The sequence below is a fragment of the Asticcacaulis aquihabitans genome, assembly GCF_032490435.1.
Classification (GTDB): Bacteria; Pseudomonadota; Alphaproteobacteria; order Caulobacterales; family Caulobacteraceae; genus Asticcacaulis.
In genome coordinates, this window is record NZ_JAVGWM010000001.1 from 1,503,341 (window position 1) to 1,526,083 (window position 22,743).

Here is a 22,743-nt window from a genome sequence, read left to right on the forward strand (position 1 = left end):
GTCAGTTAAATGGTTCAGGTCTCGACTATCCGCAAGCCTATTTGTTCTTCTTGCCCCAAAACTGGGTCTGTAACCATTTCTGGCGCTGTTTGTTCTGAGCCTTGGGCGCCTCGTCCGGCTTGACGATGACGGAGGCGACGCGATCGGGATGCTCAGCGAATCCAGCTTCCGCCTTAGCCTTCAAGGCCTCACAAAAGGCTTCGAAACCGGTGCGAATGAACCGGCGATAGGCCCGCCCCTCTCGCTCCGACAGATAGCCGTCGAACAACGCGCCAAGGGAAAAGCTGGTCCCTGCTTCGGACAGCGCGTCGAATTCGAAATAGCGTATCAGCTTTCCGGCATAGAAGGGCTTGGGGACCGTAACGTGAATATGCGACAGCGGCGTCCAATCGGCGATAATCCCGTCGGTTTCCCAGGTGCCCAACCCTTCATAATATTCTTCGAGATGGATAGGCGCACCGAACCGCAAGACCGCTTCCGCCTTTTTGTGGATGGGGCTCCACTCCGGCCAGGCGGCGATATCGGCGACGATGTCATAAACGTCATCAATAGGCGCGGCGATGCCGACGCGATGTTCCATCTTGAGCGACATTAGGCACCCACCTTCAGCTTCCAACTGGCGCCGCCCGGTCCGTCCATCACTTCGACATTAAGCGCGTTAAGGGCATCGCGGATACGATCGGATTCGGCCCAGTTCTTGGCCGCCCGCGCCGCCGCACGTTCAGCCAACAAGCCTTCGACCGTCGCCGTCAGGTCTTCGCTGGCGCCGGCCTTAAACCAGGCGTCGGCGTCGCCCTGCAGGATGCCGAGCGCCAAACCGGCCGCCAATAGATCAGATTTGGCCATGATGCGGGCAGCCTCGGTTTCTGCGGTTTCCAGCACACGGGCCAGAGCGGACAACTCCGCCAGGGCGCGCGGCGTATTCAGGTCGTCGCACAAGGCTTCCATAACGCCGGCTGGTGTGACGACTTCGCGCACGGCCACATCGGCGAATTTGCGCAGAGTGCCGTACAGACCATCGAGACGGGCGCGCGTCTGGTCCAGCAGATCGCCGTTCCAATCCAGCGGCGCACGATAATGTGCCGACAACAGCGCCAGGCGAAGCACCTCACCCGGCGTCTCCTTGATCATTTCGTGGACCAGTTTCACATTGCCCAGGCTTTTCGACATCTTTTCGGTGCCGAAGTTGAGAAACCCGTTATGCATCCAGTAGCGGGCGTATTCGGGCTGAGCGTGCCCATGCGCGCCATGACCGTGTTGCGCGCAGACGCCCTGAGCGATTTCGTTTTCATGATGTGGGAAGATCAGGTCGTGTCCGCCGCCATGAATGTCGATCGGCAGCCCAAGATTGGCCTCGATCATTGCCGAACATTCAATGTGCCAGCCCGGACGGCCCGCACCCCAGGGCGCCGGCCATTCCGGTTCGTTTTCCTTCGATGGTTTCCACAGCACGAAGTCCTGCGGGTTTTTCTTGTATGGTGCCACTTCGACGCGCGCACCAGCGATCATGTCGTCAAGGGAGCGATTCGACAAAGCACCATAGGCGCGATAGCTTTCGACATCGAAGAGAACGTGGCCTTCGGCGGCATAGGCGTGGCCGTTGTCCATGATCGCCTGAATCTGCCGGACAATGGCCTCCATATTATGCGTTACGCGCGGCTGAAGCGTCGGCTCGAGCGCACCCAGCGCCCGCATGTCCGCATTATATATGTCGGCAAAACGATTGGTGATGACGCTAATGTCAACGCCCTGATCCGACGCCGCCTTGTTGATCTTGTCATCGACATCGGTGATGTTGCGCGCATAGACGACGTGCGCTTCACCATAAAGATTACGCAGCAGCCGGAACAGCACATCGAACACGACAACCGGCCTGGCATTGCCGATATGGGCGTAAGAATAAACCGTGGGCCCGCAGACATACAGAGTGACGCGCTCAGGTTTTTTTGGGACGAATTCGACTTTTTCACGCTTCAGCGTGTCGTGAATATGCAGTTTCATAGACGGTTTTTGGCGGTTTTCAGTTGTAATCAAAGCTCTTCCTCCCATATAGACGCCGGGACGCCCCAACACCACGTAATTTCTTGCCGCGATGATCCAATTCGCGCGGAAATGAGGTATAAGGGCGCGTTAGGTTTCTTGACCGCCTGGATAAGGCGCTGACAGAAATCGACCCGCCGGGGCGCATACGGTGTCCGGGTGATTTGTATTTGAGGGATGTCACGCGTCATTCCGGAACCGTCGTTCCGGCGCCACTCGGCCCTCAAGGGGAAATTTATGGATAGTCTCGACAGCAAGGCCACTTTGACGTCTTCTGAACATAACCTGCTCAATACCTCCAAGCCGAAGAGCGTGGTCACCTACACCAATCGCCCGTCGCGGGAAGAGGCTATGAAGGCCGTCAAGACGCTGCTGGCCTGGGCCGGTGACGATCCCGAACGTGAAGGCCTGATCGATACGCCCAAGCGTGTTGTCGATGCCTACGAAGAATGGTTCCAGGGCTACGCCGCCGATCCGAAAAAGGAATTGTCGCGCACCTTCGAGGACGTCCAGGGCTATGACGACATGGTCATGTTGCGGGAAATCGATGTCGAGTCGCATTGCGAACACCATATGGCGCCTTTCCTTGGCAAGGCCTGGGTGGCCTATATGCCGACCGAAAAGGTTGTTGGCATTTCCAAGATCGCCCGCGTGGTCGAAATCTTCGCCAAGCGCCTGCAAACCCAGGAAACCATGACCAAGCAAGTGGCCGACGCCCTGGAAGAAAGCCTGGCGCCGCTGGGCGTTGCGGTCCTGATCGATGCGGAACATCAATGCATGTCGACGCGCGGCGTCCACCACAAAAACGTTACCACGGTCACCACACGTTTCACCGGCGTGTTCAAGACGGACCTGTCCCTGCAGGAACGCTTCCTGCGCCTGGCCCAGCCCCGCAAATAGTCGACGCCGTTTCGGCGGACAAACAGACCTTACGATATAGGCGGTTCCGTTCATGCGGGACCGCTTTTTCATTGTCATCACCAACTCGCCCCGAAACATTTTTATATACCTTGCTTTACAAAGTATAATGTAAGGCATAAATTGATGTCATGCAATATCCATAGGCAGGAGGATTATCATGGGCGCCAAACTCACACCATCAGGAGGCCGCTACACCATCGCGCAAAACGCCGACATCAACGTCACGCCATTCGTCGATGTCATGCTGGTTCTGCTGATCATTTTCATGGTGTCCATCCCGGTGGCCACCACCTCGATTAAGCTGGACATGCCACCGGCGGACGGGCACGTCAAAAAAGCCGATCCCGTCTTTATTTCCGTCATGGGCCCCGACGACATCTACGTCGCCGACCGCAAGACCAGCCTAGGCACGCTCGCGGTGACGGTCGCCGCCGCGCTGCGCGCCATCGATCCGAATACGCCCCTGACCGAGCAGCGTATCCTGGTGCGTGGGGACAAGGATGTCGAATATGCCGACTTCGTGCGCGTGCTCAACGAATTGCAGCAAAACGGCTATACCCATATCGGCCTGATCAACGAAGACGTCGAATAACGGCGATACGATTCGCCCCGTTGATCTGCCTGGCCACATACCTGCGGTCTCATGGCTGGTGGCCACCGCCCGAAAAGTTCGCCCGCAGAGAGACTAAGCGCTGCCAGACATGAAATATTCTTAATCTCTTAGCTATATCGCCGCCTTTCGCACTTTACTTTTGACTATGAGTTGTCCTAAATCGCAGACGACCGGTCGAAAGGCGGCGCATAGTTATGCCCGTTGTGTAAACCGATGGCAAAATGTTTGCCTCCTGGATCACAAGGATTCAGGGCGGCCTTTAGGGAGTTAAATTATGGGTGCAAAGCTCGGTGGCGGCGGCGGTGGCCGTTATACCATTGCACAGAACGCCGACATCAACGTCACGCCTTTCGTTGACGTCATGCTCGTTCTGCTGATCATCTTCATGGTGTCCATCCCGGCCGCCACTGTCTCGATCAAGCTGGACTTGCCGCCCGCCAAGGCGCCCCCCACGAACGTCAAGCGCCCTGATCCGGTGTTCATCTCGATCATGGGTCCCGACGATATCTATATCGGGCCACAAAAGACCAGCATGCCGACCTTGATTGCTGACGTTGCCGCCGCTCTGCGTGTCAACGATCCCAACACACCGCTGGCTGAACAACGTATCCTCGTCCGTGGTGACAAGGACATTGAGTACGCCGACTTCGTCAAGGTGATCAACGAGCTGCAACAAAACGGCTACCTCAAGATCGGCCTGATCAACGAAGATTTGGAATAGGTTTTTCCTATACCGTTTTAAAAACCCCGGCGGGTGTCCGCCGGGGTTTTTTATTGCCGCTTGCTTTCCGTAAGCGTGGCGGGCAGATAGGCGCATGACCCGTATACCCGAAGACTTATCAGACGATATCGACGACGACTCGCTCGACGAGGGCGAAATACTAAGCCTGACCGCCACCCTCGGTCCAGAAGACACCGGCGATCGCCTCGATCGCGTTCTGGCACCCCATTTTCCCGACCTATCACGCGCCCGACTGCAAGCCCTTATCGCCGAGGGCCGCCTGAGCCTGAACGGTGCGCGGATTACAGATGGCAAACACAAGGCCCATGCCGGCGAATATATACTCAGCATCCCGGCTCCCATAAGCGCCACGCCGGAGCCGCAGAATATTCCGCTCGACATCCTTTATGAAGATGCGCACCTGATCGTTGTCAACAAGGCGGTCGGCATGGCCGCTCACCCAGCGCCAGGCACCCGCGACGGCACACTCGTCAACGCTTTGCTATATCATTGCGGCGACTCGCTATCCGGCATAGGCGGCGTTGTGCGACCTGGTATCGTCCATCGCCTGGACAAGGACACGTCCGGCATTTTGGTCGCCGCCAAGTCCGACGTCGCCCATCGAGCCTTGTCGGAACTGTTCGCCACCCACGATATCGACCGCGAGTACAAAGCCATTGTGCGCGGCGCGCCCCGCTACATGTCGGGCACCGTCACCACCCAGATCGGCCGCTCGCACCACGACCGCAAGAAGATGGCCGTCCTGAGGGCGGGCGGGCGTCAGGCGATTACGCACTACCGCCTCGAGGAAGTGTTCGGCGATGACAAGCCGTTGGCCGCCTTGCTGGCCTGTCGGCTCGAAACCGGTCGCACGCATCAGATTCGCGTCCATATGGCGCATCTGGGCTGTCCGTGCCTGGGCGATCCGGTTTATGGCTCTGGTGCGCCCGCCAAGGCCGTGCAGGACGTCCTGAAGGCGCTGGACTTCAACCGCCAGGCCCTGCATGCCGGCCTACTCGGCTTCGTCCACCCCATCACCGGCGAAAAGCTGAAATTCCGGGCAAACATTCCCGACGATATGCAGGCTCTGGTCGAGGCGTTGGCGGATATGTACTAGGCAGGATAAGGGGAACTAGGGGGAGTACGGCACCGTGCTGCGCTGCACTCACCTGTTTGTGAATGAAGCCATCCCCTTTCGTATGGTACTTTTATGCAACAAATTCGCAATTGGAGGGCCGGGAGGTCTTTTTTTCGCAAAAAGGCTTCCTAAATACTCTCACAGGTGTCGGGCATGGGGCTCGCCGTCCTGTGCCCCCCTCGCAGGATAAGGCCTTGGTCTCATGTCTGACACACCCTCTCATCCTGACCGTTCGTCAGATTCCCGACCAGAAAGTGATGCACCTATGAGCAGCTCGCTTGCCCTTACCTCGAACGTGGCCAATGTCATGCCGGCCCTGTCGCCCGATGGCGGCCTGAATCGTTATCTCTCGGAAATCCGCAAGTTTCCGATGCTGGCTAAGGATGAGGAATTCATGCTGGCCAAGCGCTGGGCGGAGCACCAGGATCCGAAGGCCGCGCACCGGCTGGTAACGTCGCACCTGCGTCTCGTCGCCAAGATCGCCATGGGCTATCGCGGCTACGGTCTGCCGGTCGGCGAAGTGATCAGCGAAGGCAATGTCGGCCTGATGCAGGCGGTCAAGAAGTTCGATCCCGATCGCGGTTTCCGCCTGGCCACCTACGCCATGTGGTGGATCAAGGCGTCCATTCAGGAATACGTCCTGCGTTCGTGGTCGCTCGTCAAAATGGGCACCACCGCCGCGCAAAAGAAGCTGTTCTTCAACCTGCGCAAGGTGAAATCGGAAATTTCCGCCCTGGAAGAAGGCGACCTTAAGCACGATCAGGTCGAACAGATCGCCACCAAGCTGGGCGTATCGGAAGCTGATGTCATCAGCATGAACCGTCGCATGTCGTCGCCGGATTCGTCGCTCAACGCGCCTTTACGTGCGTCCGAGGGCGAGTCGGAATGGCAGGACTGGCTGGTCGATGACACGCAGCAATCGCAGGAAACCGTTCTGGCCGATTCTGAAGAATATGACCAGCGCATGACCCTGATGCGCGCCGCCATGGGTGAATTGAACGATCGTGAAAAGGAAATCCTGACCGAGCGCCGCCTCAAGGACAACCCGACCACGCTAGAAGACCTGGCTGAGCGCTTCGGTGTATCACGCGAACGGGTCCGTCAGATCGAGGTCCGTGCCTTCGAAAAGCTGCAAAAGGCGATGATTTCCGCCTCGCAAGCGGCCTGAGACACACACCGCTAAGACAGCAACAATCGAAAAGGCCCGGTTGATCGACCGGGCTTTTTTGTGCCGCTAAGCGGCGTGGCCGGCCTTGGGCGCTTCATCGATCTTGAACAACCTGGCCAGCACCGCGACCGGCGCCTTGAGCATTTCGCCACTCAGGTTCGATGATTTGTAAGCCTGGAAAATTTCGGCCACTGCGCTCTTGAATTCCGGATGGGTAATGGATTTGCACGCCGGGACCAGAACTTCCAGTTGGGCGGTGATGGCGCGCTTGGCCTGCTTGCGATCAGTATCGAATTGCAGACTGGCCGCGCGCAGAATGCGAACGCTCTGCTCGATACGCTTCATGCCGTCAGACATGGTCTCCGGTGCGCGTGTGCTGGGTCCGGCCCCCGAATTGAAGCGGCGGCGGTCCGGTCCGACATACATTATAGCCTCGATCCACGGCGGTGCCTTTGTGAAGACGTGGCCCAGACGCTGGATAAGATCATTGGCGGCAAAGGGCTTTTTCATGATCTCGTCGCTGCCGCAATCGCGCGCCTCCTTGATCGTCTCAGGCTCCTCATTCGACGCCATCATGATCACCGGAATCTTGCGGCATTTCAGGTTCGACCGGCGCAGTGCGGTGACGAAGCGCGCGCCTTGAATGGTCGGTCCCTTAAGGTCGCAGAAAATCACTTGCGGGTCGAAGTCTTCACACATCATTTCGCCCCGGCGGTCATCCGTTTCCAGATAAACCTGCTCGGCGCCGATGACGCGCAACATGTCGACCAGAATGCGCGCATAGGCGGGGTTGCTTTCCATGACAAGCACCCGTTTCAAATGCGGTTTGAGCTTCGCTTCCAGCTTGGGATCAATGGATAACACGGCATAGTCTCGCAGGATCTGCCGCGAGCATAAGCCGTATTCGTAAAAATTAATTTATCTGGCGGCGCAAAAAATTGGGCGCCGCAGACTTAATCCTGGCCAGACTCAACCCTGCCAGACTCAATCCTGCCAGACTTAATCCTGAAAGGGATCACGCATTAGGATCGTGTCGTCGCGTTCCGGCGAGGTTGACAGCAGGGCCACAGGCGCGCCGATCAATTCTTCGATGCGGCGGACATATTTCACGGCATTGCCCGGCAGGTCCTTCCACGACCGCGCGCCCTGGGTGCTCTCGCTCCAGCCTTCGATTTCTTCATAGATCGGCTCAATGCCCTGCTGGTCCTTGAAACCGGCCGGCAGATAGTCGAGCACCTTGTCCCCGACCTTATAGCCGACGCAGACCTTTATCGTTTCGATACCATCCAGGATATCGAGCTTAGTCAGGGCGATGCCGTCGATACCATTGATGGCGATCGACTGGCGAGCCAGGACCGCATCCAGCCATCCGACACGGCGCGCCCGGCCGGTCACTGTACCGAATTCATGACCACGCGTGGCGATGCCTTGCCCAACCTCATCGAACAGTTCCGTGGGGAACGGGCCAGACCCGACGCGCGTGGTATAGGCCTTCAGGATACCCAGGACATAACCGACCGACTTCGGCCCCATGCCGGACCCGGCGGCGGCCTGACCGGCCACGGTGTTGGAGGAGGTGACGAAGGGATAGGTGCCGTGGTCGATATCGAGGAGCGCCCCTTGCGCGCCTTCGAACAGGATACGCTTGCCTTCGTGCTTGGCCTTGTCGAGCACATACCAGACCGGCTTGATGAACGGCAGCAGGCGCGGCGCGATATCCTTAAGCTTCTGTACCAGAGCCGCAACGTCGACATCTGGCAGACCAAGCCCCTTGCGCAGGGCATTGTGGTGGGTCAGCAGGCGGTCGATCTTGTTTTCCAGCGCATCGAGGTCGGCCAGGTCGGCGACGCGAATGGCGCGACGGCCGACCTTGTCTTCATAGGCGGGACCGATGCCGCGGCCCGTCGTGCCAATCTTGTTGGCGCCGGCGGCATTTTCGCGGGCGATATCGAGCTCGGAATGGATGGGCAGAATCAGGCAGGCATTGTCCGCAATGACCAGCAAGTCGGGCGTAATGCTCAGGCCCAGCGCTTCGACGCGGGCGATTTCATCGAACAGAGCCCACGGATCGATGACCACGCCGTTGCCGACGACGGACAGCTTGCCCTGGACAACGCCGGACGGCAGCAGGGACAGCTTGTAAACCTTGCCATCGACCACCAGGGTATGCCCCGCATTGTGGCCACCCTGAAAACGTACGACAACATCAGCGCGATTGGAAAGCCAGTCGACGAGCTTGCCTTTGCCTTCGTCGCCCCACTGGGCGCCAATTACAGTTACGTTTGCCAAGGTGATTGCTCCGGTCCAAGATTATTGCAGCGCAGAGGGGCGCTTTAACCGGTGGCACCCTATAGAGCAGGAATCGGTGCTTGTAACCCTTTATTTTTGGCTCAATCGCATCAAGGCCGCCGAAGGCATTTTGCTCGCCGACACAAAGGTTCGGCACCAGCAGACGAGACGTTACGGCGTCAAGCCGCAGCAATTACGCCTTGTAACGCCTCGACATAGGCCCATTCCAGCCACGGCAGCAATGAATCGATATCGTCCGCGTCTACCGTACATCCGCACCAGATGCGCAGGCCTGGCGGGGCATTGCGATAGCCCACCACGTCAAACGCCACGCCCTCGATTTCAAGCAGCGAGCCGATCTTGCTGGCCAGCTTGGCCTGAAGCGCTTCAGGTAGCCCCGCAACCTCCGGCGCGACGAATTTGAGGCAGACAGAAGTGGTTGACCGCGTTTCCGGTATCTCCGCTACGAAATCGATCCACGGCGTCCGCTCGACCCATTCGGCCAGGGTGGCGAAGTTGCGGTTGCAGCGTTGGATCAGGCCCTCAAGCCCGCCTTCCAGCAAGGCCCAGCGCAGGGCGTCGAGATAATCTTCGATGACCAGAAAGGAATAGGTATTGATGGCGTCACCGCCGATAATCTTCATATCGGCCTGGCCCTTGGCCTTCAGGCGGATAACCTTAGGGATAGGTCGGCCCGAATCATAGCTGTTGAGTCGCTCTATCGCCTTGGGTGACAGAACGAGAACACCAAAGCCCGCTTCGCCGCCCAGCGCCTTCTGGAAGGAGAAGGTGACCACGTCCAGCTTTTGCCACGGCAATTCCATGCAGAAGGCCGCCGAAGTGGCATCGCACAGGACGAGCCCGGCGTCCTTGCCATCTCGGCCATTCAGGAAGTCGGCATTCGGCACGCGCACGCCCGATGTGGTGCCGTTCCACGGAAACACCAGGTCGGCGGCAGGATCTATGCGCGACAGGTCGGGCAACTGGCCGTAAGGCGCGTTCAGGACTTCGCAATCGAGCTTCAGATGATTGACGGCATCATCCGCCCACAACTGACCGAAACTTTCGAACGCCAGCAATTGCACCTTACGCTGCCCCAGCAAATTCCACATGGCGGCTTCGAACGCGCCGGTGTCGGACGCCGGCATGACCAGCACATGATATTCGGCGGGGATGGCCAGCACGGACCGGGTCAGGTCGATCGCCTGGTTGAGGCGCGCGACCGTCACCTTTGAGCGGTTCGACCGCCCGACCGGCGCACCGGAAAGCGCCTGGACACTCCATCCGGGGCGCTTGGACGTCGGACCGGAGGAAAACCAGGGGCGCTCAGGGGCGCGCGGTGGTTTGCGGGTCGGTTCATTAGTGGGAAAATTCGACATGCAGGCCCCCATACGGACGATATCAATCCCCGCTCTTTGCGCGCCAAACGCTATCAGGGCAAGCCTTTTTTGCCCGATCCGTCCTTAATTATCCGAGCGGAGAACCGGATCGCATTTTTTCCGATAAAAATGTAGGATCACACCGCCAAAATTGAATTAACATTTTGTTTTAAAAAGAAAAAAGTCAAACGCGATGAACGGAATATGAACCACACCGTTCAGCTTAGGCTCACAGGCCACGTGTTTATATAGGTCATCGCCTGAGGAACAGGCGAACGCACGAACAAAGGAGAAAGACGATGAAAAAGACCCTGATTGCCATTGCTGCCGCTGCTGCCACCCTGACGGCTGTTTCGGCCCCCGCCATTGCCAGCGCCGAACCGCGCGCCGCCATTGTTGTGGTCGACAATCGCAATGATTTCCGCGCATCGGCACAGTTGAATGCCCGCATCGACCGCCTGGATGATCGCATTTCCCAAGGCCGACGCAACGGCGCCATCAGCGTCCGCGAAGGCCGACGCCTCGATGCCGAGCTGCGCTCGATCGTATCACAAAAGCGCGGTTTCGAACGGACGGGACGCGGCCTGAACCGCGCCGAGATCGCCCAGATCGACAACCGCCTGGATCGTCTGCAAGGCATGATCCGCTACGAACGCAATGACCGCGACAATCATCGCCGGTAACGCCTAAAGGCAACGGCCGCCTGTCTGGCCGCTCGTCTCTTGTCCCTCGGGGCGCAGGATTTCGGTTCTGCGCCCCTTGGCATTTTGGCATGGTGTTTCTGGCAGTCTTAAAGCAGCCAGTTGTGGCGCAACGGGCCGTGGCCTTGGCCCAGGTGCGGCGCGGTGGCGATAGCCCCACCGACATAATCCTTGGCCAGGCCGATTGTGTCTTCAAGCGGCCGTGCGTCCCGCGTCAAGGCAGCGCAGGCCGACGCCAACGTACATCCAGTACCATGCGTATGTTGGGTATCGATGCGCGCGGCCGCAAAACGGTGCTCCCCCTTCGGGGTGATCAGCAAGTCCACCACTTCAGGCCCGTCAAGGTGTCCGCCCTTGACCAGCACATTGCGTGCGCCCATGGCCAGGAGCGCGGCACCGGCCTTGCGCATGTCATCTTCATTGGCGATCTCAATGCCGGTCAACGCCGTCGCTTCGAGCGTATTGGGCGTCAACAGGTCGGCCAAAGGGATCATAAGCGCCTTCATGGCATCGACAGCCAGGTGGTTCATCAAGGCGTGACCGCCCTTTGCCACCATGACCGGATCGACGACGGTAAAGACGCGCGCGCCTTCAACGACAAGCGAAACCGCTTCCATGACCGCGATATCGGCCAGCATACCGGTTTTGATGGCGTCCGCGCCGATGTCGTCGAGGCAGGCCTGCGCCTGCGCGGTAATGAAGGCCGGCGGCACCGCCATGACATCGGAGACCCCCAGGGTATTTTGCACGGTCAAGGCCGTGATAGCCGTCATGGCATAGCCGCCCAGGCAGGTGACGGTTTTGATGTCCGCCTGTATCCCTGCCCCGCCGCTGGGGTCCGAACCGGCAATGATCAGTACGCGATGCATCGTGACTTGTCCTCGGGCGCCAAATCGGCGCATATGCCCCCCACGACTCCACATAGGAGGCAGCCATGCCCCTGACAACCTCGTTTTATAGGACCGGCATCAAACGCGGTACCTATCGGCATTATAAAAACAAGCTGTACAAGGTGTTCGGCACGGTCACCCATTCAGAAAGCGAAGAAGAACTGGTGCTGTACGCGCCTTTGGGTCAGGAGGCCGGCATCGCGCGCCTCTGGGTGCGCCCCCTTGCCATGTTCACCGAAACAGTCGAGGTTGATGGCAAGACCGTACCGCGTTTCGAACTCATCGCCGACGTCTTGGACCCAACCCAGTGACAGACTCAGACCGTTGGGAAGAACTCGCCCCCGAGGCCTTCGCCGACATTCACCATCCGATCCTGAGAGCGATGCGCGGCACGCTGATTCTGGTGCGCCTGAACCAGATCGGGGCGGACGACGCATTGGTCAGCTATGAAATACTGGCGGGGCAACTTATTCGCGCTAATCGGTCCGAAGGCTTCGTGCTGTCCCTCGTCGGCAAGAAGTCGGGCGAATTGCTGTTCCTACCCCTCGTCCCCGCCGCTTTCACCTTACAGGCGCCGGGCAGCTATCTCCTGTCGTGCGGCACGATCGTCGACGATCCGGCATTTCTCGGCGCCTTCGACATCTATCGGCCGTCATGATCGAAAAAATGCTGCACGACCCATTTCTGCTGATCTGCGGCGGTTTATTCATCGCCGTCGCCCTCTTCATGTGGGTGCATAAAGCCAGGCGCAGGGATTAAATGCCTCTTGGAACGGCGCGCTACCGCTCGTCCTTGCGTATGCCGTCCCAGGGTTCGCGCTTCATCACGAATTGAAAAGGCCAGACGTTTTCACGCGTGCGATCGCACCGCGGGCAATGCGGTTCATAGGTTTCAAAAACACCATAGAAGAAATTGCCCTTATCTGCGCCCTTGGTATCGATGTGTTTGCCACAGCGGGGACAGAGAAAGAAAAACTGAGACACAGCAATAGCCAGAAACAGGCAGGAAAAGAACATAGGCGCGACTTCGCTGACGGCCCCAACGAAACACACAAGCAGGAGCACGAAATAGATCGTCATGCGCCGCCGGTAGGTCATCGCCACGTTTTTCCTTTCAAGGCGTGGTGTATACGTAATACCGCTTTTCCGACAATACCGAACTTGCTCTAACGTAAAATGTCAGACCGGTGTGCGCTTTGAGATACATAAATCGCGTGTCACGACGGTCAGCCTAGCGCTTGAACGACCCGCATGGCCTGCTTCATAGCGCGCACGTCGTGTACACGGACCATGGCGGCGCCTTTTTTCAGCGCATGCAGATGCACGGCTACCGTACCGCCCAGACGGTCTTCCGGCGGGGCAGGCTCGGTACCTTCACGTTCTTCCAGGGCCGCTATGAAGCGCTTGCGCGACGCCGCCATAAGGACAGGAAAGCCATGCGACGCCAGTCGATCGGTCGCGCGGATCAGCGCCAGGTTATGATCGAGCGTCTTGCCAAAGCCGATGCCGGGATCGATCCAGATGCGCTCTGGCGCAATTCCGGCACTTACCGCCGCCTGTGCCCGTTCCAGAAGGTAGGATTCAACCTCAGCCACCACGTCTTCGTACCACGGGCAGGATTGCATGGTGCGCGGTTCGCCCTGCATGTGCATCAGCACGACATCGGCGCTGGACTGCGCGGCGACGCCCAGGCTGTCTGGCGAATAGCCAAGGGCGCTGACGTCGTTCCAGACGCTCGCGCCCGCCTTGAATGCCTCTTCGGCGACCTCGGGCTTCAGGCTGTCGATCGAGATCGGCACATCGACTTCGTTCCACAAGGCGTTGATCAGCGGGACAACTCGGCTAATCTCTTCTTCGATCGTGACCGGGTGTGCCCCCGGGCGCGTCGATTCCCCGCCGATATCCAGGACGTCCGCCCCATCGGCGACCAGTTGCTTTGCATGGGCCATCGCCGCCTGAAAGCCGACGAAACGTCCGCCATCGGAAAAACTGTCGGGGGTGACATTGACCACGCCCATGATCAGTGGGCCTTGCGATAGGTAAAGATCCTTAAGGCGCACGGAACGGTCCCTTATGCGGCGCACATTTCAAGACGAAAGTGCGTAAACGATACCTTGAAGCCTTTACATGATTCCCTGTGTTGGGAATGCGCCTAGGCGGGTTTACCCAGCCGCTTGATTTCCCAATGCAGATCAATCCCAAGCTTGGTCATGACGTCGGCACGGACCGCCTCCCCCAGACCTTCCAACTCAGCGGCGGTGGCATCGCCGGTATTGATCATGAAATTGGAATGCAGTTCCGAAAATTTGGCAGCACCGAATAACCGGCCGCGCCAGCCCGCCTCATCGACGCACTGCCAGGCCGATTTGCCTTCCGGGTTCTTGAACGTGGAGCCGCCCGTTTTTTCACGAATTGGCTGGGTGTGTTCACGCCGCGCCGTAATGGCCTCCATGCGCTCCGTCACCGCCGCCGCATCGTCAGGCGTGCCCTGGAACAGGGCGCCGGTATAGATCAGGCCTTGCGGTTCAGAATGGCGATAGCGGAAACCCATATCGGCGTTGGACAGCGTGACCTGTTCACCCAACCGCGTGACGGCATAGGCTTCGATCAGAATGTCCTTGGTTTCGCTACCGTAACAGCCCGCATTCATGGTCAAGGCGCCGCCGATGGTGCCCGGAACACCACGATAGAATTCAAGTCCGGCGATGCCGTTTTGCGCCGCCACCTTGGCGACATTGGCGTCGAGCGCAGCCGCACCGGCCAGAATGCGCGCACCGTCACGTGCCGTCACATCGGCAAAGTTCCGCCCAAGACGGATAACCACCCCATCGACGCCGCCGTCACGGACCAGCAGGTTCGATCCGACACCGATGGCTAGTACCGGAATGGAAGGATCCAGTCCCTTCAGGAAGGTACACAGGTCGGCGACGTCCTCAGGCAGGAAAACCACGTCGGCCGGTCCGCCAACCCGAAACCAGGTAAATGGCGACAGGGCGGCGCCATACATCATCTTGCCGCGAACGGGCGGAAGGTCGGCGATCCAGGCCTTGTCGCTCATGCGCCGTGTCCGCCTTGCAGGGCTTCCAATTGCGCCGGCAGAGCATAGGCCCATTGCGTGATGTCGCCGGCGCCGAGCAGGACGACCAGGTCGCCCGGTTTGGCTTCGGCGGCGACAATTCCCGCCAGATCGGCTGGCGCGTCGAGCGCCAGGGCATGGCGGTGGCCGAAATTGTGCAAGCCCTCGACCAGGTGCGCCTTGTCCACGCCTTCGATCGGCGCCTCGCCTGCGCTGTAGACATCGGCGACGATGACCATATCGGCGTCGTGGAAGCAGGACGAGAATTCGTTCATCAGATCACGCAGGCGGGTGTAGCGATGCGGCTGGACAACGGCGATGACCCGGCCCGTGGTGACCTGACGCGCCGCCTTGAGCACCGCTGCGATTTCGACGGGATGGTGGCCGTAGTCGTCGATGACCCGTATGCCGTTGACCACGCCCGTCGTCGTAAAGCGCCGCTTGACGCCGCCAAAACCGGCCAGGCCCTTGCGGATTTCCGCCTCACCTATGCCCAGCTCACGGGCCAATGCGATGGCAGCGGTGGCGTTCGACACATTGTGGTTGCCGGTCATCGGCAGCTTCAGTTTTTCCCAGGTGAAGGGCTCGACGCCCGACGGTGAGAAGACGACATCGAAACAGGCGCCTTCTGGGCCGAATTCGATATTGGCGCATCGAACCTCGGCCTGGGGGCTGACACCGTAAGGGATTAGGCGACGGTTGGATATCTTGGCCGCCAGGGCCTGAACTTCTGGGTGGTCGATACAGACGGCGGCGAACCCGTAAAAGGGGATATTCTCGACGAAATCGACGAAGCCCTTCTTGACCGCATCGAAATCACCCCAGTGGTCAAGATGTTCGGCGTCGATATTGGTGACAATCGCCAGGGTCGATTTGAGGCGCAGGAAAGAGCCGTCCGATTCGTCGGCTTCGACCACGATCCAATCGCCATCCCCCACCTTGGCATTTGTGCCGTAATTGTTGATGATGCCGCCATTGACCACCGTCGGGTCCTTGCCGCCAGCATCGAGCAGCGCCGCCACCATCGACGTGGTGGTCGTCTTGCCGTGCGTCCCGCCCACCGCGATGGAAAACTGCAGGCGCATCAGTTCGGCCAGCATCTCGGCGCGGCGAACCAGCGGAATGCGGCGACGGCGCGCCTCGACCATTTCGGGATTGTCCGCCTTGACCGCTGTCGAATAGACCAGGGCGCAGACGCCTTCGGTGACATGTTCCGGCGCATGGCCGATAAATATCTGGGCGCCCAGCTTTTCCAGACGCTCAGTGTTGGCCGATGCCTTGGCGTCGGAGCCCTGAACCTTGTAGCCGATCTTGATCATGATTTCGGCTATGCCGCTCATGCCGATGCCCCCGATGCCGACAAAGTGGACGGGGCCGAGATCGAAAGGAGTCGGGCGTTTGGCGTTCAGGGTCATGGGTTGGATTCACGCGGCAGGCAGGAAAGGGAAAGCGAGAGGATTTAGACGATCAGCCGCAGGCTGTCACGAGGCTTTTGGCGTCCTGTGTTTGCGCGCCGGCCGTTGCGGTTTTTCGTCCGCGAGTTCAGTGACGTCCTCACCGGCATACAGCCGCCGGATCAGCGTATAGATGATCACGGTCAGGGGCATGGCAAACAGCACGCCCATTGGCCCGAGGAGACCGGCAAACCCGATGACGGCGAACAGGGTGACGATAACCGGGATAGAGGCGATACGACGCTGAACTGCCGGGGTAATGAGGTTGCTTTCCAGTTGCGAGACGCCGACATAGATGACCAGTGCCCAGATAAGGACCTGCCAGCCGGAAACGGCCGCCAGCAACAGGCCAGGCCCCGCCGATACCACCGGACCAACGATCGGCACGAACTGCGCCAGGCCAGACACCATGCCCAGGGCAAGCGCAGAGGGTACGCCCAGTATGGACAGGCCCACAGCGGTCAGGGTGCCAACCAGCACCATGGAAATGAACTGGCCGACAAACCACAGCCGCAAAGCATGACCGGCAACGTTCATGGCATCGCGCACGCGTTCCTTATGCTCGGCAGAAAAGAGGAACACGACGCCGTCGCGGTATTTTTTGGGATTGATGGCCAGGATAATGCCCGCGATCGTGGCCACAAGGAGGTTGGCCAGGCTGGAAAACACGCTTCCCGCAATCAGCGGGATTTTGGACGTCAGCCCCCCCGCCTGCTGGCCCAATGCCGATAGCTGTTTTTGCACCTCATCATTGAGGCCCAGCACCTGCAAACGCACCTGCAACGCCTCCCATGCGGCGGGCAACTGCTTGGTCAGATTTTGCGCCTGCTGGGTCAGCTCGTAACCGAAAAGGGTAAAGGTGACGGCGATGAAGCCCAGCACTACGACAAGCACGGTCAGCACGGCCAGAGTATCGTTTAGCGGTGTATATTTGATCAAAGGCTCGGCGAGGGCGCGCAAGACGGTGGCGATCACGATGGCGCCGAAAATCAGCAGCCACAATCCAAGCAGCTTGAAAACGAGCAGGCTAGCCGCAATGGCCAGAATGACAAAAAGGACACGCTGGATGAAGGCAATGTCCAGGGCCTTGCCGGTTTGGGTCATGAGGGCTCCCTTACGCTTTTGACGGTCCGTTCGACCAAATCGGCCAACAGGCGGGCGGCATCCGGTCGCGCCACCGATTTCGCCGCGCTGGCCCGCATTGGCAGCAACGACGCACCTTCCAGCAGGGTGCGAACTTCGTCGCGCAACCGTTCGGCGGTAAAGTCTTGCTCCCGGATGACGATGGCGGCCTTGGCCTCCTTCAACACCTCGGCATTGTAGGTCTGGTGGTCGTCAGCGGCGATGCGGAGCGGAATGAGGATCGACGGCTTTCCGGCCACCGCCAGTTCGCAGACCGTCGAAGCCCCCGCCCGACCGATCACGATATGGGCGCGGCCCAGACGTTCGGCCATATTATTGAAAAAGGGAGCGACGTCCGCTTGAATTTCCGCCGCGGCATAGGTCTTCTTCGCCGCTTCCGCCTGTTCCTCACGCGCCTGCTGTTCGACCGACAGGTTGATACGCAGCGACATCGGCAACAGGGCTAGCGCCTGCGGGACGGTTTCAGACAGGATTTTCGCCCCTTGCGAACCGCCGGTGACCAGAATCCGGATCAGGCCATCGGTTGGTGGATAGGGTTGATCGTAAAGCTCACGGATATCAGGCCGCACCGGATTGCCAACCACCTGAACCTTGCCTTCCAGTTCATCCGGCGCCAGGCGCAAAACCGGAAAGGCGCAGGCAACGGCATCGACCTTTTTAACCAATTGACGGTTGGAGCGGCCCAGCACCGAATTTTGTTCGTGGATCAGGGTGATATCCTTGCGCCCCAGCGCCGCCATCAGGGCGGGATAGGAGGGATAGCCGCCGAAGCCGATGACGGCCCAGGGCTTCAGACGCTTGAAGGCCTTGCGCGCCTGCAGGATACCGGTGCCGATCTTAAAGGCAGCGCGCGCCATCCCGATAGGATCGCCCGCTTTGAACGTGGCGGCCTCGAGCGACAGGCGCTCAATGGCCGGAAATGCGTCTGCATAGGCGGCTCCGCGCTTGTCCGAGGCAAGCACTATGTCCCAGCCGCGGTCGATCAATTCACGCGCCAGCGCTTCGGCAGGAAACATATGGCCGCCAGTACCGCCGGCAGCCACGACGGCCAAAGGTTTTTGCGAAAAAGAAGAGGCCTTGCGGCGCGGTTTTGGTGGTTTAGGCGTAGCCAAGGCGCGTCCCCGAAAATCGTCTCGCCGAACCATAACGGTTCACAAATAAAAAGCTAAGGCCTTTTACCACTTCGTCGGGTCGTCCTGTGGAATCTCTTCCTGACGCTTGCGTGTCAGGGCCAGAATGAAGCCCAGCGTCAGGCCCATGGCCAGCATGGACGACCCGCCGTAGGAAATGAACGGCAAGGTCATGCCCTTAGGCGGGATGAGGCCGAGGTTGACCGACACGTTGATGAGCACCTGCATGCCCAACATGATGTACAGTCCCGACGTTGCGATCTGGCGAAACGGATCCTGCATCGCCATGGCCTTTAGCAGGCCGCGCAGAATGATGAAGCCGAAGATTCCAATGAGGATAAGGATCAGCCACAGGCCGTATTCTTCCGCCACGACCGAATAGATGAAATCGGTATGAAGATCGGGAATATGGCGCTTCATGACGCCTTCATTGAGACCGACGCCCCACAGGCCGCCATTGGCGATGGCCGCCTTGGCCTTGGCGACCTGGAAGCCGGAATCGGCGTCCGGCGCGATGAAGCCCATGATCCGGGTGCGAAAGTGCGGCTGGATGAAGAACAGGCCGACCAACCCCGTCACCGCCCCCCCCAGCATGCCGAGAATCCAGCGGAACGGCACGCCCGAAATGAAGAAACAGGCCCCAAAGGCAATGGTGATCAGAATGGATTGGCCCACGTCAGGCTGGATGAGCAACAGGCCGATGGCCAGGGCGTAAAGACAGAAGGCGACGGTGACCCCCGGCACCCCCTTGCCCTTTTGTCCCTCGGAAAACATCCAGGCGATCAGAATGATCAGGGCCGGCTTGAGAAATTCCGATGGTTGCAGGGCGATTGGCCCCAGTTCCAGCCAGCGCCGTCCCCCTTTCGCGGCGTGGCCGATCAGCGGCAGCATGGCCATAATCGAAATCGCCGCGCCATAGGCCAGGAGGCTGACTCGCTTGACGCCCTTGAGCGACAGCATGGAAATGGCGATCATCACGCCGGCGGTCAGGATGGCAAAAAAGAAGTGACGTTTGGTGTAGTAAAACGTGTCGTAATTGCTGACGTGCGGCGCCGCGACGGGCGAGGACGAGAATGAAAAGAAGAAGCCGAGCACCAGAAGGATCAGCGCCAGGGTCAAGGTGACGCGGTCCAGCGTCCACCACCAGATGGCGGTAGGCGAGCGGTCCGTTCGCGTGAACGGATGGGCATAGGCTTGAGTCATGAACGCATCCTGTCCGGACAGATTGACTTTTGGGCTAAGCATCTCGCGTTCGATTTGTAAGTCAAATTGAACGCGAGATGTGGAAAACGTAAAATGTAGAGGGGTCTGCATACCTTAGCGTGAGCCAATCAGTATGCAGACCGCTCTAAAGACCAACAGGATTCAACAAAACGTGGTTAAAATCGCCTTAACCGACCCGCTCTTTCCTAACAGATTCTTATTGTTTGGGCAGGTTTGCCCAATGGGGATGCAACGGCAGGGCCGATGACACCAATATCGGGCCGCGAAAGCTTTAAACCTTCTCGCCGGTGACACCGATCTTGATTTCGCTGACCGCATCGCGGAAGGCATCGCCACGCGCTTCGAAATCCGTGAATTGATCGAAGGACGCGCACGCCGGAGAAAAAAGGACAATTTCTTCGCGGCCAGTTTTTTCTGCTTGGGCATAGGCCTGGGCCACGGCGGTGAACAAAAGGCGCGACTGCGTGCAGGGGGCGGCCTTGCCGATCGTGGCTTCGAACAGTTCCGCCGCCTCACCGATCAGATAGGCGTGCTTTACCCGGTCGAACAGGTCGCGTAGGTCCTCAATCCCGCCGGCCTTGGCCTTGCCACCCGCGATCCAGTAAAAGTGGTCGAACGAAGACATGGCCTGGCGTGCCGCATCCGCATTGGTCGCCTTGGAATCGTTGATGAAACGCACCCGGCCGATCCGGCCGATTTCCTGCATGCGATGGGCCAATCCGGGGAAGGTGCGCATGCCATTGACGATTTCGTCCATTTCCAAGCCAAGCGCCTTGCAGGCCGAATAGGCGGCGGCGGCATTCTGCCAGTTGTGGCGGCCGGTCAGGGTGCGTACGGCCTTGAGATCGATCACCTGGCGGGCGCGGACACTGGTGCCATCATAGAGCACGCCATTGAGGGCATAGACGCCATGGCCGAGTGTGCGGCGGGCCGAAATCGAGATCAGCTTTACCGGGGAATTGACCCGCATATCGCTGATCAGGGCCGCGGTATAATCGTCATCAGCACCGATAATGGCGGTCTGCTTGGAGCTTTGCGCCATGAAGATGCGCTTCTTGGCCTTGATATAGCCTTCCATGCCGCCATGCCGGTCGAGATGGTCCGGCGTGATATTCATCAGCACGCTGACATCCGGCGCGAAGCTAAGGGTCAGGTCCAACTGATAGGACGAGGTTTCGATGACATAGATGGCGCCGGCGTGCATTTCGGGCAGGTCCAGGATGCCGATGCCAATATTGCCGCCAACATGCACGTCGCGGCCGGCCGATTTCAGGATATGGCCGATCAGGGCAGTGGTAGTCGATTTGCCGTTTGTGCCGGTAATCGCCACGGTGCGCGGACGCTTGTGCGCCGGCAGGATGGCCAGGGTGCGCGCAAACAACTCGATATCGCCCAGCACCGGCACGCCCGCCGCCTTGGCCATATCCACGGTCCAGTGTGGCGCAGGATGGGTCAAAGGCACACCGGGCGACAGCACGAGTGCGGCGAATTCGGACCAGTCGGCGGTCTTCAGGTTCTCAACCGTAAACCCTTCCTTCGTGGCCGGCAAAAGATTGGAGGGTTTGTCGTCCCACAGGATCGGTTCCGCGCCACCCGCCTTGAGGGCGCGCGCCGCACTCAGCCCGGACCGCCCCAGACCGAAGATCGCCACCTGTTTCCCCTCAAAGCCTTTAACCGGTATCATACTCGAACCTAACGTATTTTAAGCGTGGCCAACCCGATCATGGCCAGCATAGCAGCAACGATCCAGAAACGGATAACGACCGTGGATTCCGGCCAACCCAGCTTCTCGAAATGGTGATGGATGGGCGCCATCAGGAACACGCGTTTCTTGGTCAGCTTGAAATAACCGACCTGAATCATGACCGACAAGGCCTCCATGACGAACAGACCACCGATGATGGCCAGCACGATTTCATGCTTGAGCGCCACGGCGACCGCGCCGAGACCGCCACCGAGGGCCAGCGAACCGGTATCGCCCATGAAAATCTTGGCTGGCGGCGCATTATACCACAAAAAGCCCATGCCGCCGCCGATAATGGCCGCCAGAATAACGGCCACTTCACCGGAACCCGGCACGAAGTGGATGATCAGATAGTTCGCGAACTTGATATTGCCGACCAGGTAGGCAATTAGGGAAAAGGCCCCCGCAGCAATCATCACCGGCACAATAGCCAGACCATCCAGGCCATCGGTCAGGTTGACCGCATTCGACGCACCGACAATGACAACGGCGCCGAAGACGACATAAAAATAGCCCAGATTGAAGATGAAGGTCTTGAAGACCGGCACGACCAGAGAGGTCGCCAGTTGCGGCGCATCCGCCGGCACCGGCGAGTAGTAGATCAGCACCAGGACGGCAACGACGGCGACCGCGATCTGAGCAATCAGCTTCTGTATGGAGGTCAGGCCGGCCGAGGTCTGCTTGGTCACCTTGGCGTAATCGTCTATGAACCCCAGTAGGCCGTAAGCCATGGTCACGCCGAAGACCACCCAGGCCGACGCCGAATGCGGATCGGCCCACAGGATGGTGCCGACCGCGATCCCGGCCAGGATCATCAGTCCGCCCATGGTCGGCGTACCCTTTTTCGTCAGAAGGTGCGTCGAGGGGCCGTCCTCGCGGATTGGCTGGCCGCGGCCCTGCTTGGCGCGCATCCAGCGGATAAAGCGTGACCCCATGGCGACGGCGACGACCATAGACGTGATCATGGCCAGGAAGATACGCACCGTCTGGTACTTCATCAGGTTGATCAGGGGCCAATGCTCATTCATGCCCTGAAAATGTTCGTACAGCAGATAAAACATACAGTTCCTTTGCCCTTATCCTATGCGGGGCCTTATCCTCGGGACGTCAGAG

23 protein-coding genes are annotated in these 22,743 nt (G+C 59.3%); 8 read left to right on the top strand and 15 right to left on the bottom strand.

Annotated elements, in window-relative coordinates; all coding sequences use genetic code 11:
- Positions 1 to 37: 37 nt before the first annotated feature.
- Entirely contained in the window at positions 38 to 592 is a 555-nt protein-coding gene (locus RCJ00_RS06960; protein ID WP_316221042.1) for an SRPBCC domain-containing protein, read from the bottom strand.
- A complete protein-coding gene (cysS, locus tag RCJ00_RS06965) occupies positions 592 to 2,001 on the bottom strand; it encodes a cysteine--tRNA ligase (protein ID WP_316221043.1) in 1,410 nt (469 codons plus the stop codon). The genes RCJ00_RS06960 and cysS overlap by 1 nt, the downstream gene beginning before the upstream one ends.
- Before the next feature lie 276 nt (positions 2,002 to 2,277).
- Here cysS and folE point away from each other — a divergent pair, with 276 nt between their 5' ends.
- From folE to rpoH, 5 genes are all read left to right on the top strand, one after another.
- The gene (gene folE, locus RCJ00_RS06970) at positions 2,278 to 2,940 is read left to right on the top strand and encodes a GTP cyclohydrolase I FolE (RefSeq protein WP_316221044.1); all 663 of its coding nucleotides are present in this window, start codon (positions 2,278 to 2,280) and stop codon (positions 2,938 to 2,940) included.
- A gap of 178 nt (positions 2,941 to 3,118) precedes the next feature.
- Positions 3,119 to 3,553, top strand: a complete 435-nt coding sequence (locus RCJ00_RS06975; RefSeq protein ID WP_316221045.1) for an ExbD/TolR family protein — start codon at positions 3,119 to 3,121, stop codon at positions 3,551 to 3,553.
- A 295-nt stretch (positions 3,554 to 3,848) separates the two neighbouring features.
- Positions 3,849 to 4,295, top strand: coding sequence for a biopolymer transporter ExbD (locus tag RCJ00_RS06980; RefSeq protein ID WP_316221046.1), 447 nt, complete (start codon positions 3,849 to 3,851; stop codon positions 4,293 to 4,295).
- Between the two features lie 94 nt (positions 4,296 to 4,389).
- Positions 4,390 to 5,412 (top strand): RluA family pseudouridine synthase, encoded by a 1,023-nt coding sequence (locus RCJ00_RS06985; protein WP_316221047.1) that lies wholly within the window; start codon positions 4,390 to 4,392, stop codon positions 5,410 to 5,412.
- Positions 5,413 to 5,740: 328 nt separating this feature from the next.
- Complete coding sequence (rpoH, locus tag RCJ00_RS06990) at positions 5,741 to 6,601, top strand: RNA polymerase sigma factor RpoH (RefSeq protein ID WP_031238171.1); 861 nt, start codon at positions 5,741 to 5,743, stop codon at positions 6,599 to 6,601.
- A 66-nt stretch (positions 6,602 to 6,667) separates the two neighbouring features.
- Here the strand turns inward: rpoH and RCJ00_RS06995 are convergent, their stop codons facing one another.
- The 3 genes from RCJ00_RS06995 to RCJ00_RS07005 all read right to left on the bottom strand — a co-directional run bounded on the left by RCJ00_RS06995 (position 6,668) and on the right by RCJ00_RS07005 (position 10,269).
- Positions 6,668 to 7,465 (bottom strand): response regulator, encoded by a 798-nt coding sequence (locus RCJ00_RS06995; RefSeq protein ID WP_316221048.1) that lies wholly within the window; start codon positions 7,463 to 7,465, stop codon positions 6,668 to 6,670.
- A 135-nt stretch (positions 7,466 to 7,600) separates the two neighbouring features.
- On the bottom strand, positions 7,601 to 8,890 hold the full coding sequence (locus tag RCJ00_RS07000) for an adenylosuccinate synthase (protein ID WP_316221049.1): 1,290 nt from the start codon (positions 8,888 to 8,890) through the stop codon (positions 7,601 to 7,603).
- 179 nt (positions 8,891 to 9,069) lie between these two features.
- The gene (locus tag RCJ00_RS07005) at positions 9,070 to 10,269 is read right to left on the bottom strand and encodes a phosphoserine transaminase (RefSeq protein WP_316221050.1); all 1,200 of its coding nucleotides are present in this window, start codon (positions 10,267 to 10,269) and stop codon (positions 9,070 to 9,072) included.
- A 299-nt stretch (positions 10,270 to 10,568) separates the two neighbouring features.
- Between RCJ00_RS07005 and RCJ00_RS07010 the strand changes: the two genes are divergently transcribed.
- Positions 10,569 to 10,952, top strand: a complete 384-nt coding sequence (locus tag RCJ00_RS07010; RefSeq protein WP_316221051.1) for a hypothetical protein — start codon at positions 10,569 to 10,571, stop codon at positions 10,950 to 10,952.
- Positions 10,953 to 11,059: 107 nt separating this feature from the next.
- Here the strand turns inward: RCJ00_RS07010 and thiD are convergent, their stop codons facing one another.
- On the bottom strand, positions 11,060 to 11,839 hold the full coding sequence (gene thiD, locus RCJ00_RS07015) for a bifunctional hydroxymethylpyrimidine kinase/phosphomethylpyrimidine kinase (RefSeq protein ID WP_316221052.1): 780 nt from the start codon (positions 11,837 to 11,839) through the stop codon (positions 11,060 to 11,062).
- A 65-nt stretch (positions 11,840 to 11,904) separates the two neighbouring features.
- Between thiD and RCJ00_RS07020 the strand changes: the two genes are divergently transcribed.
- Both RCJ00_RS07020 and RCJ00_RS07025 read left to right on the top strand, forming a co-directional pair.
- On the top strand, positions 11,905 to 12,171 hold the full coding sequence (locus tag RCJ00_RS07020; RefSeq protein WP_316221053.1) for a DUF1653 domain-containing protein: 267 nt from the start codon (positions 11,905 to 11,907) through the stop codon (positions 12,169 to 12,171).
- Positions 12,168 to 12,518, top strand: coding sequence for a hypothetical protein (locus RCJ00_RS07025; protein ID WP_316221054.1), 351 nt, complete (start codon positions 12,168 to 12,170; stop codon positions 12,516 to 12,518). The genes RCJ00_RS07020 and RCJ00_RS07025 overlap by 4 nt, the downstream gene beginning before the upstream one ends.
- 121 nt (positions 12,519 to 12,639) lie before the next feature.
- Here RCJ00_RS07025 and RCJ00_RS07030 read toward each other — a convergent pair whose 3' ends face one another.
- The 9 genes from RCJ00_RS07030 to mraY form a co-directional block, all read right to left on the bottom strand.
- Positions 12,640 to 12,957 (bottom strand): hypothetical protein, encoded by a 318-nt coding sequence (locus RCJ00_RS07030; protein WP_316221055.1) that lies wholly within the window; start codon positions 12,955 to 12,957, stop codon positions 12,640 to 12,642.
- 128 nt (positions 12,958 to 13,085) lie between these two features.
- Positions 13,086 to 13,877 (bottom strand): dihydropteroate synthase, encoded by a 792-nt coding sequence (folP, locus tag RCJ00_RS07035; RefSeq protein ID WP_316221092.1) that lies wholly within the window; start codon positions 13,875 to 13,877, stop codon positions 13,086 to 13,088.
- A gap of 134 nt (positions 13,878 to 14,011) precedes the next feature.
- The gene (gene murB, locus RCJ00_RS07040) at positions 14,012 to 14,917 is read right to left on the bottom strand and encodes a UDP-N-acetylmuramate dehydrogenase (RefSeq protein WP_316221056.1); all 906 of its coding nucleotides are present in this window, start codon (positions 14,915 to 14,917) and stop codon (positions 14,012 to 14,014) included.
- The gene (murC, locus tag RCJ00_RS07045; RefSeq protein ID WP_316221057.1) at positions 14,914 to 16,350 is read right to left on the bottom strand and encodes a UDP-N-acetylmuramate--L-alanine ligase; all 1,437 of its coding nucleotides are present in this window, start codon (positions 16,348 to 16,350) and stop codon (positions 14,914 to 14,916) included. The genes murB and murC overlap by 4 nt, the downstream gene beginning before the upstream one ends.
- A gap of 66 nt (positions 16,351 to 16,416) precedes the next feature.
- Positions 16,417 to 17,493 (bottom strand): AI-2E family transporter, encoded by a 1,077-nt coding sequence (locus RCJ00_RS07050; protein WP_316221058.1) that lies wholly within the window; start codon positions 17,491 to 17,493, stop codon positions 16,417 to 16,419.
- On the bottom strand, positions 17,490 to 18,644 hold the full coding sequence (gene murG / locus RCJ00_RS07055) for an undecaprenyldiphospho-muramoylpentapeptide beta-N-acetylglucosaminyltransferase (protein WP_316221059.1): 1,155 nt from the start codon (positions 18,642 to 18,644) through the stop codon (positions 17,490 to 17,492). The genes RCJ00_RS07050 and murG overlap by 4 nt, the downstream gene beginning before the upstream one ends.
- A gap of 63 nt (positions 18,645 to 18,707) precedes the next feature.
- A complete protein-coding gene (locus RCJ00_RS07060) occupies positions 18,708 to 19,865 on the bottom strand; it encodes a peptidoglycan glycosyltransferase FtsW (protein WP_316221060.1) in 1,158 nt (385 codons plus the stop codon).
- A 292-nt stretch (positions 19,866 to 20,157) separates the two neighbouring features.
- Positions 20,158 to 21,570 (bottom strand): UDP-N-acetylmuramoyl-L-alanine--D-glutamate ligase, encoded by a 1,413-nt coding sequence (gene murD, locus RCJ00_RS07065; RefSeq protein WP_316221061.1) that lies wholly within the window; start codon positions 21,568 to 21,570, stop codon positions 20,158 to 20,160.
- An 8-nt stretch (positions 21,571 to 21,578) separates the two neighbouring features.
- Positions 21,579 to 22,691, bottom strand: coding sequence for a phospho-N-acetylmuramoyl-pentapeptide-transferase (gene mraY / locus RCJ00_RS07070; protein WP_316221062.1), 1,113 nt, complete (start codon positions 22,689 to 22,691; stop codon positions 21,579 to 21,581).
- Positions 22,692 to 22,743: the final 52 nt, after the last annotated feature.